Genomic DNA, 13070 nt, shown 5'->3' with positions numbered 1-13070 from the left:
GGGTTGTGTTATTTCCGGTCGGCGCCGTTCCTGCGTGCCAGCCGCCACGACGGGCCATGCACCGCTACAATGAAAGCGAATGCAAGATTTGTGCCCCACTAAAGCCATGCCCCAACACCACCTTCGCTCTCCCCGGACTCCCCGTTTCCTGGCCGCAATCGCGGGTTTGATGTTGACGGTCGGCGTTGCCCACGCTGAGCTGGCCGACAAGGACAAGCCCATGAACATCGAGGCCGACTCTCTGCGTTACGACGACGCGACCCTGACCAGTGTGTTCACCGGCAAGGTCGTGATCACCAAGGGCACGATCATCATGCGCGGCAACAAAATGGATGTGCGCCAAGACACCCAGGGCAACCAGTTTGGGTTGTTGCTGGGCGAGCCCGGGTTTTTTCGCCAGAAGCGCGAAGGGCTGGACGAATGGGTCGAAGGAGAGGCCGACCGCATCGAATACGACAGCAAGGCCCAGACGGTGGTGCTCACGGGCAACGCTGCGTTGCGCCGCTACCGCGGCACTGCCATCAATGACGAGAATCTGGGCAACCAGATCACCTACAACAGCGTGTCTGAAGTGTTCACGGTCAAAGGGGGCGCGGCCAGCAGCACGCCGGCCAACCCGTCGGGCCGTGTGCGCGCCATGCTGACGCCGATTCCCGATGCCGTACGCAATGCACCGGCACCGGCGCCCGCCAATTCTGAACCCGCCAAGTTGCGACCCAGCTCCAAAATCAACGAGAAACGCAAGTGAACGTAGCGGAGATCCCCTCTGCGGGGGGACTGGAGTCGATGGCGGTGCGCAGTCGTCTGGAAGTGCGCAGCTTGAAAAAGGCCTATGGCAGCCGGCAGGTCGTCAAGAACGTGTCCCTGTCGGTCGGCAAAGGTGAGGTTGTGGGGCTTCTGGGCCCCAACGGGGCGGGCAAGACCACTTCGTTTTACATGATCGTGGGTTTGCTAAGGGCCGATGGTGGTGAGATCTTGCTCGACGAACAGCGCATCGAAGAGCTGCCCATTCACCGCCGGGCGCGCTTGGGCTTGGGCTACCTTCCCCAGGAATCCTCCATCTTTCGCAAGCTCACTGTGGCGCAAAACGTGCGCGCCGTGCTGGAGTTGCAGCGCAACCCGGCCGGTCAGCCGCTGAGCGAACCCGAAATTGACCAACGTCTGGACGAACTGCTCAAGGACTTGCGCGTGGAGCACTTGCGCAACTCGCCTGCGCCATCCCTGTCGGGCGGTGAGCGCCGTCGAGTGGAAATCGCGCGGGCTCTGGCTTCGCGCCCTCGGTTCATCCTGTTGGACGAACCCTTTGCCGGTATCGATCCGATCGCAGTGCTCGAAATCCAGCACATCATCAGTTTTCTCAAATCCAGAGGCATCGGGGTGCTCATCACCGATCACAACGTGCGTGAGACGCTGGGTATTTGTGACCACGCTTACATCATCAGCGATGGTCATGTCCTGGCGAGTGGCACCAGTGAAGAGATCGTGGAAAACGCCGATGTTCGCCGGGTATACCTCGGCGAGAACTTCCGCATGTGATGGTGGCCAATCCGTTGTTCCATGCTGCTGTGGTTCGGTGCTCCCTGATGGGAATGAGCGAGGCTTTGGGCGAACCTGCTGGTGGCTCCAGCGTGACGTTCCGCTCCAGCGTTTTGACGTGTCGCTAGGCGCCTTGGCATGAAGCAAGGTTTGTCGCTGCGCGTTTCGCAGCATCTCGCGCTCACGCCACAGCTGCAGCAGTCGATCCGCTTGCTGCAGCTCTCTACCCTTGAAATGGCGCAGGAAGTCGAGCAGATGCTCGATGAAAACCCGTTTCTCGATCGTGCGGATGAAACCGCTGACCGCGAAGATTTTGGGCTTGATCACAGCGATGTCCCGGTCAGCGCAGGAGAGCAAATTGCCGAAGCGGCGGCGGCTCCCGAGGGCGAATCTGTTGCCCCCGATTCAGAGTTGCCCTTCAGCCAAGGCACATCGTCGACAGCCAGTGAGCCCAGTGAGAGTGCGGCTGGGGAAGCCGCCGAGCGCAAGGCCGATGGAGACGGGGCGTTGGAAGAAAATTGGGACGGCGACGGCTCCGTGGAAATGGCGCCCGACGACGGCGAGTGGGGCGGTGATGCGCCCGCGCGCAACAGTGGCTCTTCCGGGGGTGACGACGAAACGGCAACGGCGGCTGATCTGGCCCGAGCGCCGGTCAGCCTGCAAGATCACCTCCATGAGCAGGCCCGCTGTTTGCGCCTGAGCGAAACCGATCAGGCCGCACTGTATTTCCTGATCGAGTCGCTCAACGACGATGGTTATCTCGATGACGACTGGACAGAATTGGCGTTGGCCTTTTGGCGGCTGCTGCACGGGCGCGAAGCTGCATCGCCCAGTATTGCGGCGATTGAAGTCGCGGAAGAGCAGCTGCGCATGGCGCTGGGCTGGCTGCACAACATGGAGCCCATCGGCGTGGGTGCGCGGGATCTCGGCGAGTGTTTGCGTCTGCAGATCGAAGACTTGCGCAACACGCCGGTTGCCCAGGCTGCGCTGGTGATTTGCCGACAACCGCTGGAGTTGCTCGCCAAGCGCGATGTGAAGCGCTTGTGTGCGTTGTGTGGGCTGGACGATGAGACGGTGCGCGCAGCGCTTGGCCTGATCATCGGGCTGGAGCCCAAGCCGGGACGGCGGTTTGTGGATGTGGAGCGCAATGTCGTTGTGCCCGATGTCCTGGTCACGCACGCCGGGCGTGGCTTCAAGGTGCAGCTCAACCCCGACGTCATGCCGCGGTTGAGGGTGCACGATGTATACGCCAACGCCCTGCGTCAGAACCGGGGTGGGAAAGGGGGTGGCGGCGAAGCAGGCCATGCCGCCATGCAGCAGCGTTTGCAGGAGGCGCGCTGGTTCATCAAGAATATCCAGCAGCGGTTCGACACCATCCTGCGCGTGTCCTCGGCCATTGTCGAACGGCAGCGCAATTTTTTCATGCATGGCGAGCTCGCCATGCGGCCGCTGGTGTTGCGCGAAATCGCCGACGAGCTGGGCTTGCACGAGTCCACCATCAGCCGTGTGACCACCGCCAAGTACATGGCCACGCCGTTCGGCACCTACGAACTCAAGTACTTTTTTGGCTCATCGCTGGGCACGGAGACTGGCGGCAACGCATCGAGCACAGCGGTGCGCGCCTTGCTCAAACAGCTCATTGCCGCTGAAAACGCGTCAAAACCATTGTCAGACAACCAGCTTTCCGAACTGCTCAAAGCGCAGGGTATTGAGTGTGCCCGCCGTACTGTGGCCAAATACCGGGAAGCGTTGCGCATCGCGCCCGCCAATTTGCGAAAAACCTTGTAGCCCTCCTGCACCGCTTCGCCCCTTCCCCCTGATGGGGGCTGCACCTGCGGCCTGGTGAAGCCAGTTCTGTGGTGTGTTCAGGGTGCAGGCCCCCTGTGTCCCTGCGCGCGGGGATTGCACCAACCGGCCTGCCAGATCCAGTTCCGTGGTGTGCACTGGAAGGAATGACGGCTGTTAGCGCGGTGGCTTTTGTGGCCGCAACCATTTTTGGAAAAAGATTCATGAACCAACTCAACCTCTTTTTGCCCTGCGCTGCCGGCGTGGAGGACTTCCTCGCCGACGAAGTGAAGCGCATCACAAACGAACCACTGGCCTTCAAGGCACGCGGCGGTGTGGGTGTGCAGGCTTCCTGGCGAGATGCCATGCGCCTGAACCTGCACAGCCGCCTCACCCAGCGCGTGCTGGTGCAGTTGTGGCACGGTGAATACCGCAACGAGCAAGACCTCTACAACGCAGCGGGCGAGGTTGCCTGGGAAATCTGGTTTTCTCCGCAGGAAACCATCAAGGTCGAAATCACCGCGCAGCACAGTCCGCTGACCAGCCTGAACTTCGCCGCGCTCAAGGTCAAAGACGCTATTTGTGACCGCTTTCGCGCCAAGCGCGGGGAGCGCCCCAGCGTGAACACCACCTGGCCCGATGTGCGCATTTACGCCCACCTCACCACCGATGAACTCACGCTGTACATCGACACCTCGGGTGAGCCGTTGTTCAAGCGGGGCTGGCGAGAAGACAAAGGTGATGCCCCACTCAAGGAAACGCTGGCTGCGGCCATGATCGCTGCCACCGGGTGGGGCGAGTGTGCAGATCAACCGCTCGATGCCATCACGCCGCTGTACGACCCTTGCTGTGGCAGTGGCACCGTGGTGATCGAAGCCGCCCAGATCGCGCTCAACATCGCGCCCGGCCTGTTGCGCCGGTTCGCCTTCGAAAAGATGCTGCCCTTTCAGGACCACGTGTGGCAGGCCATCAAGGACAACGCCGTGAGCGAGCAGCGCGACTGGCCCGAGGGCCATGCGCCCATCGTGTTTGGCAGCGACGTGTCGTTTCGCATGGTCGATTTCGCCCAGCGCAACGCCGAGCGTGCAGGCGTGATGCATGCGGTGGACTTTCGGGGGGGAGATGCGTTGCAGCGATTGCCTCCCAGCGATCGGCCCGGCGTCATGCTGCTCAACCCCCCTTATGGCGAGCGCATAGCCGCTGCAGGTGTGGCCGGGCAAAACGCGGGCGAGCGTGCCAGCGCACGCGCCGAGCGCGCTGCACCCCGCGCCTCACGCACCTTCACCGCCGGTCGGCCGGCACCGGCATCGCCAGGCCTGGGGCGCGAGAGTGCCCAAATGGAGGACGGCAGCGACGGTGCGGATTTCTTCAACCAGCTCGCGGCTCATTGGAAGAGCCATTACGCGGGTTGGAGCGCGTGGTTGCTCACCCCCGATCTGAAGCTGCCCGGGAAGATGCGCTTCAAAGAGTCGCGCCGTGTGCCGCTGTGGAACGGCCCTATCGAATGCCGCTTGTTCCGGTTTGATTTGGTGGCACGCCGCACCGCACCCGCGGACCAGGCCCCCCACCAACCGTGAGGGCGGGACGGTCCGACGAAGGCGTTGTGGTGTTGGTGCTTGACACCAATATCGTGCTGGATCTTTTTGTCTACCAAGACCCCGCGACTGCCGCTCTGCGCGAGCAACTCGCGCAACCGGGCACGCGCTGGCTATCCACCGCCGCCATGCGCGAAGAGCTGGACCGGGTGCTGGGCTATCCGCAAATCGTCAAGGGCCTGAAGGCGCGTGATATCCCCGCCCAGGCGGTGCTGGCCCAGTTTGACCGGCAGGCCGAGATAGTGGCCACGGCGCTCAAGGCACCCTACACCTGCAAAGACCCCGACGACCAGCGCTTCATCGACCTTGCGGTGGCGCACCAGGCCGTGCTCGTGAGTAAAGATGCCGAGGTCTTGTGCATGGCCAGACGGCTGGACAGGCTGGGGGTGGTGGTGCAGCGGATCTGGGCGCCCGCGTGAGCCGCTAAAAGCATTCTCCGCAAATCTTGCGTGCCCGTCGTATGCGCCGATCAAGGTGGCGTGGCAACGGCCATTTCGGCGCACGTGGATGTGATCTTCCCTGTCGCACCCAGCACATCGATTGATCCGGCCAGGTGGCACATTCCATCCGGCCTGGGCTGTGGGGTTCGCGCGGACCAGGGGCATTGTTCCCTGGGGCCCGCTGAAGCGCCACCAGCTTCCACTTGAACATGTGTGTCCATGGAGCGCTTCGATGAGCCAATCCTTCGAATTCTTTTTTGATCTGGCGTCGCCTTGGACGTGCCTGGCTTTCCACAACATCCAGCCCCTGGCCCAAAAGGCTGGAGCCACCATCATCTGGCGCCCATTTCTGGTCGGCGGTGTGCACAACCAGGTCAACGAGGCCTATGTGGAATCCCGAGCCAACAACCAGGGCAGCCCGAAGTGGCGACAGCTGGTGCAGTCGCTTCATGACTGGGCGGCTCAGTCGGATGTGCCCATGAATTTCCCCTCGAAATTCTTTCCGTTGCGATCGGTTCATGCCATGCGCTTTTGCTGCGCCCTGGAGGATCGCCAGAGCGACCTGGTGAAGTTCGCCAAAGCTGGGTTTGATGCGCACTACACCCACCAGTTGAACCTCGATGACCCCGATGTGTTGGTGCATGTGGCCAACGGAGCTGGCCTGGATGGCGAAACGCTGCGGCTCCGCTCCCAGGAGGGCGGTGTCAAAGAGCAACTTCGCCGCAACACAGAAGAGGCCGTTGCGCGAGGTGCCTTTGGGTCTCCCAGCATCTTTGTGCCATTTGGGTCGGGCGAGCGGCTGTATTTCGGCAATGATCAGCTGCCTCTGGTGGAGTGGGCGCTGCGGCAGGAACACCAGGGAGGCCCTGCCTAACCCCCGCGTTGCGCGTGCTGCCCGCCCTTGAGCGAAAACGGTTGGCGTCGCCTCTTGAACGCCGTAGACTGCCGGCTGGGATGGTTTCCTTGCGCCGGCTGTAGGGCCAGCGCCCTGCGTACCGTTGGTGCGGATGGCCGTGGAAAAACGGGATGATTCGACTGTTTCGCGCTGCTGTCGCGAGGGGCTTTTTCCTAGAGAACTGGCCGCTGAATGGGTGATGAGGACACCCGTTTTGCCGTCGCCTCGTGTGCCGGTCAATGGGGCCGGTAGATGGATCCGGTAGAGGGGGATGGCGCCAAGGGAACAGAGCACGAAGCGTATTGCGCTCATGGCCATGCAGTCCATGCATCAACGGTCAATTCCGTTGCAAAGGAGCAGAGTGAAGCTATTTGGTTGGATTCTTGTTCTGGTTGGCGTCTTGCTCATGGGTGCCGGTTTGGCCTTGTCTGTGCCTACTTGGCAGTTTGTTGACCGGGCCGAATCGTTGTCTGGCGTGGTCGTCGAACTGGTGCACTCGGGTGAACGCAAGGGCTCGGTTTACTACAAGCCGAGGGTTCGGGTTGAGCGGCCCAGCGGTGAATCGGTCGAGTTTGTTGGCCGAGTGGGCAGCAGTCCGTCGGCTTATCGCATGGGGGAGAAAGTTTCGGTCTACCTGGATCCAGCCAGACCCGAAGACATCCGGTTGAAAGGGTTCATCGAACTGTGGGGCTTTGCCGCCAGCACAGGTGGCGTGGGCACGGTGTTTTTTTTGATAGGGGCCAGCCTCGGATTCATCCGTTTGTGGAACCGGCGCAAGCTGGCGCGGCTGCGACAGCAGGGTGATCTGGTTCTGGCCAGCTTTGACCGGGTCGAAATCGACACCAGCACCACCTATAACGATCGGCATCCCTGGCGTGTATATGCCCATTGGGTGGATCCCACCACGGGACAACGGCACGTGTTTTCAAGCGAAATGCTTTGGCAAGACCCTGGTGACCGGTTTGAATCGCAGCCAGTCCGGGTCTATGTGGCCCGTGGGAACCCGCGCGAATACGCCATGGATTTGTCGGAATGACGGGTTGACACCAGCGGGGGGGCTCCCGCCCGACAAGTAGTTTTTCGTAACAAGTCGGAGGGTCCACGGAATCAACCTGGACGACCTTCTGGGCTGTAGCGAGGGCGAAGAGGGGCTTGTGCAGCGTTCGCCGTGGGCCGGTGCGCTCTGTGCGAGACTCTGCTGCCTCGCCCATCATTTCAGGTTTCTATGCCGATCACCCTTTCAAGTGCCTCTCTGCCTGTGTTCCAAACAGCTTTGGCGAACCTCGGCCATTGCCTGAAGAAAGCCCAGGCCAATGCGGCAACACGCAGCTTCAGCCCCGATGTGCTGGTGGGGTTGAGGTTGGCGCCCGACATGCTGCCCCTGGCCTCTCAGGTGCGCATCGCCTGCGACGCCGCCAAGAATGGAACGGCGCGCGTGAGTGGCCTGGAAGCGCCTCGGATGGCCGATGACGAAACCACCCTGGTCCAGTTGCAGGAGCGCATTGCCAAGACACTGGCCTGGCTGGACACCGTGCCCGCCGACGCGTTTGACGGGCGCGAGGCGCAAGACGTGACCTTCCCCATCGGCAAAGATGCCACCCGCACCATGCCAGCCGAAGCCTATTTGAAGCACTGGGTCATCCCCAATGTGTACTTCCATGTGACCACCGTCTATGCCCTGTTGCGTCAAGCCGGCGTGGATCTGGGCAAGGTTGATTTTCTGGTGGGCGAAGAGGCCGGCGCCTGAGCGCCCGGGCTTGACTTCAACCGGTATGCTGTATCTATGAAATCCGTTATCCGCGCCTTCTTCAGAACCCTGCGCACCGTGCTGGGTCCGGTCATGTTGCTCAAGGAGCGCCTGACCCAACCCCGTGGCGTCGAGCGCGATCCCGCGGCGCAAACCACGGTCAACATGCAGTGCCAGAACCTGGCGCTCTACCAGTTCAAGACCTGCCCGTTCTGCATCAAGGTGCGTCAGGAAATGCGGCGCCTGTCGCTGCCGATCCAGCAACGCGATGCCCAGATGGACACCGCACACCGCACAGCCTTGCTGCAGGGCGGCGGCGCCATCAAGGTGCCGTGCCTGCGCATCAGCGACGGTGCGGGCCAGAGCCAGTGGCTCTACGACTCCGGCGCCATCATTGCCTACCTGCGCGCCCGTTTCCCCGCCGCCTGAGCGCGGGTTTTGAGCGCTTGGCGCTCAGCACCTCAGGCCAGCGCAAAACTGTCGGCCTGTGAGCGGTCCCAGTACAGCTTGTAGACATCGTGCAGATCGTCGGTGCCGTTGAGCAACGCGCCCGGTGCGACACCGGGCAGCAGCTTGGCCAGCAGACGCACATCGTTCTCGTTGACGCGCCGCACGATGTGGTGGGGTGTGATTTCGCTCGGATGTTGCAGTCCGGCGGCCTGCACCAGCCCCTTGAGGGCGTGCATGGTCTGGTGGTGGAAGTTGTAGACGCGGGTGGCTTTGTCGGGCACCACCAGCGCCTGCTGGCGCATCGGGTCTTGCGTGGTCACGCCGGTGGGGCAGTTGCCGGTGTGGCAGGACTGGGCCTGGATGCAGCCCAAGGCAAACATGAAGCCACGTGCGCTGTTGCACCAGTCTGCGCCCAGGGCCATCGCACGGGTGATATCAAAGGCGCTGATGATCTTGCCAGCGCAGCCGATCTTGATGCGGTCGCGCAGGTTCAGTCCCACGAGTGTGTTGTGCACCAGGTGCAGGCCTTCCTGCAGGGGGGCCCCCACGTGGTTGGTGAACTCTACTGGGGCAGCACCCGTGCCACCCTCGCCGCCGTCGACGACGATGAAGTCGGGTGTGATGCCGGTTTCCAGCATCGCGCGGGCAATCGCAAACCATTCCCAGGGCTGGCCAATGCACAGTTTGAAGCCGGTAGGCTTTCCGCCGGAGAGTTCGCGCAGGCGGGCGATGAACTGCAGCAGTTCGATCGGGGAAGCGAAGGCACTGTGGGCGGACGGAGAAAGGCAGTCCTGCCCTTCGGGAATGCCGCGCGCCGCAGCGATTTCGGCGGTGACTTTGGCGCCGGGCAGCATGCCGCCGTGACCAGGTTTGGCGCCCTGGCTGAGCTTGAGCTCGATCATCTTGACCTGGGCGTCCAGTGCATTGGCCTTGAAGCGTTCTTCGCTGAAGAGGCCGTCGTCGGTGCGGCAGCCGAAATAACCCGAACCGATCTCCCAGACCAGATCGCCACCGTGTACCCGGTGCCAGGCTGAGATGGAGCCCTCCCCGGTGTCGTGAGCAAAACCGCCGCGTTTGGCACCGGCGTTGAGCGCCTGTATGGCATTGGCCGACAACGCGCCAAAGCTCATGGCCGAGATGTTGAATATGCTGGCTTCGTAGGGCTGGGCACAGGTTGGGCCACCAATGGTGGTGCGGAAATCCTGTGTGTTGAGTGTGGTGGGGGTGAGCGAGTGGGAGATCCACTCGTAGCCTGCGGCTTTGACATCGAGCTGGGTGCCAAACGGGCGCTTGTCGGTTTCACCTTTGGCGCGGGCATAGACCAGGCTGCGCTGGCTGCGCGAAAAGGGCGTGGCCTCGCTATCGCTTTCCAGGAAATACTGGCGCAGCTCAGGGCGAACTTTTTCCAGCATGTAGCGGATATGGCCAATGATGGGGTAGTTGCGCAGCACTGCCCGGCGCGACTGCGCCACGTCCCACCACCCCACGCCGGACAGGGCGCCACAGACCAGCAAAGCCCAGCCACCCGTTCCAAAGGCCACCAGGGTGAACAGGCTGAGCAGGGAGCCGATCACGGCCAGGGCAAGTGCCGTGTAGCGCACGGGGTAGAGGGCATTGAGACGGTCGAGCATGCGGACTTTCGGTGAGGCGGGGTTGCCCTAAACTGGATGCCATCATAAAACCCGCTGCGGCGGGGTGGTGAAGAACCCGGGCGGTGCCCGTTATCCACCCCGCCGCAAATCGACGCAACTTTCTTTTTTTGCATCCGACATGAACACCGATACCGCTCTCCCGCCCCTGGGCAACGAAGACTTCGACGCACTCGACGAGATCCTGGATGACCTGCGCTCCCGTGGAGAAGACGTGCCGCAATGGGAGTTCTGCGAGGGGGCCATGGCGGCCCTGCTGTGCACACGCCGCATGGTGCCACCCGACGAGTTTTTCCCTTTGCTGCTGGGCACGGGCGACAGCCAGCCCGGTCAGCCGAGCGAAGACGCAGAAGACACCTCGTTCAAAGATGCCGCCCAATACGATCGTTTTCTGACTTTGTGGACACGGCGCTGGACTGAGGTGGCGTCGGCATTGGGTGCAGAGGTCGAAACGCTGGAGGACGAAGACAGTTACCACCCTGAAATCATGGATGTGCGAGGCGCAGTGGCGGGCTTGCCCGAGGCCGAGCGCGCCGAGATCGGCGACCAGGAGCTGCCGGCATTCGGCCAGGTCTGGGCGCTGGGCTTTATGTTTATCGTAGAGAATTGGCCCGAGGACTGGGCCATGCCGCGGGACAAGGAAGTGGCCAGCATGATCGATGAGGCCTTGCAGGCCATTGTCGAACTGACCGAAGACGACACCGGAAAACCCACGGTGTGCATGCACAGCGAAGACGGTCCACCCAGCGTCAGCGACGAGCGCCTGAACGGTTTTGGCGCGGCGATCTGGGCGGTTTACGATCTGCGCCAGATCTGGCAGAGCCTGGGCCCACGCACCGAACCCGCCCGCAAAACCGAAGAGCCGGGGCGCAACGATCCGTGCTGGTGCGGCAGCGGAAAAAAATTCAAGAAGTGCCACGGGGCCTGAGGCTGGTGAGTGGCTGGGGCGCGCTCAGGGGTCAGTTTTTCGAAGCTGTCGCAGCAGTTCCAGTACCCGAGACCTGCTGCGCTCGAAATCGGTGTTGAGCAAGGTGCTGGCGAGATCCATGCGGCCCTGGTGAGCCAGGTCAATGGCCTGGCGGGCGAGCTGGTGAAAACGGTCGTTTTCCAGAGCCAGTTCTTCGAAGCGGGGGTCTCCCTGGGCCGAGCCCTGGCTCATGCGGGACAACCAGCGGCCGAGTTCGCTGTCGCTGGCCGAGGGCAACGGCGGCAGGTGACTGGCCTCTTGCGCGTCCACAGAAAGGTGGTCGTTGAACAGCACGCACCATTCAAGGTGGTGAATCACGGCTGTCTGCTGTTCCAGCCGGTCGAGCAAGGGGCGACGGCCCGGCGTGGTGCCCATGTCTGCAGTGCCTGTATGGGGCGCGTGCGGTGTCCTCTGCGCTGCGCCTTTGCGCGGGCGTGAGAGAAGCTGAAGCAGTTGCTGGAGCGACATGGCAGGTGACGGTAGCGGTGCTGACCCGTGGGCAATGTGCCTTTGGTTGCCAGCAACCCGAACCATAGGGCTTGCGGGGTGTTTGCCCAAGCTCGTGCGCCGAAAAATGATGACTTTCGGCAGCGTGCAACTCTGCCGTCGCCATCCCGCATCAAAGGTGCGACTTTTGTCACCACAATGGCAATGTTGATCGCGATTGACTGTGCTCAAAATGCCTGCGTTCCGTACTTTCTTTTTCGAGTGGGGTGGACCATGGTTTTGCAGTTGTGCACGCCGCGTGCCGGCTTCAGCCTTTGAGCGGGTCAGCCATTCAGTCTGCTTTTGGGATTCGCGTCCCAGACCCCACCCTTGAACACCCGGCTGTGGTCCGTGCGAACTGCCTGGAGTCAATCAGAGAGTTCGAAGCTGGAGCTGGTGGTTTCCACGCCGTTGACGTGCAAGGCGACGCGGTGGTGGCCGGGGTACAGCTGACGGGTGGTCACCGGCCGCAAGCTGTGCCGTTTTTCCAGCTGGCGCTGCTCGCCAGGCGCGAGGACCACCGCCCAGCCTTTGAAAACTTTGGGTGATGTGCTGCCGTTGGCCCGCACATGGTGGACGGCGTAGTCAATGGCCAGCTTTTGCGGCCGGTCGCTGGAGGACCGCAGTGTGGCTTGCAAGGTCAGCGAATCGCCGATCGACACTTGTGCGCTTGAGAGGTTGAAATGCACATTCCCCTGGAACTTGGCGCCCAGACCCCAGGCCGCCAGGGTCGGTGGGTGACCCTGCTTGACGAGGCTGCGGCTGGCATGTTTGAGCAAGGCGCGCCGGTGAGCATCGGCTCCGACCAGGTGGCGGGTGACCCAGTGCGCCACCAGATCGGGGTGGTCTTTGGCGATATCGTTGAGGTGGTTGGCCACGCTGCGGCGCACATAGGCACTGGGGTCGTCCTGGAGGGCTTGCAGCAAGGGCCAGCTGGGTGCCGGATCGGCCACGAGTGCCTGCAGCCTAAGACCCCAGGGCAAGCGGGGCCGAGCGCCCTCGCTGACCAGTCGGCGAACGTGTGGGCTGGGATCTTGCGTCCATCGGGTAAGCAATGGATAGACCTGATCCGGGTACCGGGCGATGAACGGCCGGATCGCGAATTCTGCAGTGAAGCGTTGTGTGATCGCGTGCAGGCACTGCAAGGCGCGGGGCACGTCTTGCATGCCACGCCGGGTAACGAACTCGCCGGTCCCCCACAGCGCCCAACCTGACAGGCCGTCTGCATTGAGCGCATCGGCCAGGCCGATCGGCTCGCCTTTGTCGTCAAGCGACAGCGCCGGCACCAGAGCGGCCTCGATCACACCAGCCGCCGAATCAAAGTTGGCAGGCAGGCAAGCCTCCAGGGCATCGGCCCATTGCATGGCGCGCGCCTTGAAGGCCAGGTTTTCGAGGTCGGCCGTCGCAATGGCCACAAAGGTTTTCCCGTCGAACCCGGGCCAGACCCGCGCCAACTGTTGTGCCGCGTGGGCAGCGGTGTCGACATTGATCAGGTTTTTGAATGCTTCGGCCATGGTGCA

13 protein-coding genes are annotated in these 13070 nt (G+C 62.5%); 10 read left to right on the top strand and 3 right to left on the bottom strand.

The genetic code is table 11. The features are described 5' to 3' along the window. Window positions 1-106: 106 nt before the first annotated feature. The 9 genes from lptA to E5678_RS15765 all read left to right on the top strand — a co-directional run bounded on the left by lptA (window position 107) and on the right by E5678_RS15765 (window position 8427). The gene (gene lptA, locus E5678_RS15805; protein WP_247596802.1) at window positions 107-748 is read left to right on the top strand and encodes a lipopolysaccharide transport periplasmic protein LptA; all 642 of its coding nucleotides are present in this window, start codon (window positions 107-109) and stop codon (window positions 746-748) included. Window positions 749-786: 38 nt separating this feature from the next. Further along, window positions 787-1536: an LPS export ABC transporter ATP-binding protein gene (gene lptB, locus E5678_RS15800; RefSeq protein WP_136180814.1), complete on the top strand. Its 750-nt coding sequence runs from the start codon at window positions 787-789 to the stop codon at window positions 1534-1536. A gap of 138 nt (window positions 1537-1674) precedes the next feature. Continuing rightward, window positions 1675-3324, top strand: a complete 1650-nt coding sequence (rpoN, locus tag E5678_RS15795; protein WP_136179410.1) for an RNA polymerase factor sigma-54 — start codon at window positions 1675-1677, stop codon at window positions 3322-3324. A gap of 221 nt (window positions 3325-3545) precedes the next feature. Further along, complete coding sequence (locus E5678_RS15790; protein WP_136179409.1) at window positions 3546-4898, top strand: THUMP domain-containing protein; 1353 nt, start codon at window positions 3546-3548, stop codon at window positions 4896-4898. Further along, the gene (locus tag E5678_RS15785) at window positions 4895-5335 is read left to right on the top strand and encodes a putative toxin-antitoxin system toxin component, PIN family (protein ID WP_247596801.1); all 441 of its coding nucleotides are present in this window, start codon (window positions 4895-4897) and stop codon (window positions 5333-5335) included. Before E5678_RS15790 ends, E5678_RS15785 begins: the two co-directional genes overlap by 4 nt. A gap of 253 nt (window positions 5336-5588) precedes the next feature. After that, window positions 5589-6230 carry a 2-hydroxychromene-2-carboxylate isomerase gene (locus tag E5678_RS15780; RefSeq protein ID WP_136179408.1) on the top strand — a complete coding sequence of 214 codons (642 nt, stop codon included), beginning with the start codon at window positions 5589-5591 and terminating at the stop codon, window positions 6228-6230. 427 nt (window positions 6231-6657) lie between these two features. Next, window positions 6658-7287, top strand: coding sequence for a DUF3592 domain-containing protein (locus tag E5678_RS15775; RefSeq protein WP_247596800.1), 630 nt, complete (start codon window positions 6658-6660; stop codon window positions 7285-7287). Between the two features lie 222 nt (window positions 7288-7509). Next, on the top strand, window positions 7510-7998 hold the full coding sequence (locus E5678_RS15770; protein ID WP_247596799.1) for a DUF1993 domain-containing protein: 489 nt from the start codon (window positions 7510-7512) through the stop codon (window positions 7996-7998). A gap of 36 nt (window positions 7999-8034) precedes the next feature. Continuing rightward, window positions 8035-8427 carry a glutathione S-transferase N-terminal domain-containing protein gene (locus tag E5678_RS15765; RefSeq protein WP_136179405.1) on the top strand — a complete coding sequence of 131 codons (393 nt, stop codon included), beginning with the start codon at window positions 8035-8037 and terminating at the stop codon, window positions 8425-8427. A gap of 32 nt (window positions 8428-8459) precedes the next feature. Here E5678_RS15765 and E5678_RS15760 read toward each other — a convergent pair whose 3' ends face one another. Continuing rightward, window positions 8460-10079, bottom strand: coding sequence for an FMN-binding glutamate synthase family protein (locus E5678_RS15760; RefSeq protein WP_136179404.1), 1620 nt, complete (start codon window positions 10077-10079; stop codon window positions 8460-8462). Window positions 10080-10218: 139 nt separating this feature from the next. Between E5678_RS15760 and E5678_RS15755 the strand changes: the two genes are divergently transcribed. Further along, entirely contained in the window at window positions 10219-11025 is an 807-nt protein-coding gene (locus E5678_RS15755; RefSeq protein ID WP_136179403.1) for a UPF0149 family protein, read from the top strand. Between the two features lie 24 nt (window positions 11026-11049). On the opposite strand, the gene E5678_RS15750 is transcribed toward E5678_RS15755, so the two are convergent. Then, the gene (locus E5678_RS15750) at window positions 11050-11439 is read right to left on the bottom strand and encodes a CZB domain-containing protein (RefSeq protein WP_136179402.1); all 390 of its coding nucleotides are present in this window, start codon (window positions 11437-11439) and stop codon (window positions 11050-11052) included. Between the two features lie 479 nt (window positions 11440-11918). Then, on the bottom strand, window positions 11919-13064 hold the full coding sequence (locus E5678_RS15745) for a DNA alkylation repair protein (RefSeq protein WP_136179401.1): 1146 nt from the start codon (window positions 13062-13064) through the stop codon (window positions 11919-11921). Window positions 13065-13070 lie beyond the last annotated feature (6 nt).

It is taken from the genome of Hydrogenophaga sp. PAMC20947, from assembly GCF_004795855.1.
GTDB lineage: Bacteria > Pseudomonadota > Gammaproteobacteria > Burkholderiales > Burkholderiaceae_C > Hydrogenophaga.
This window is presented reverse-complemented; position numbering and strand designations above follow the sequence as displayed.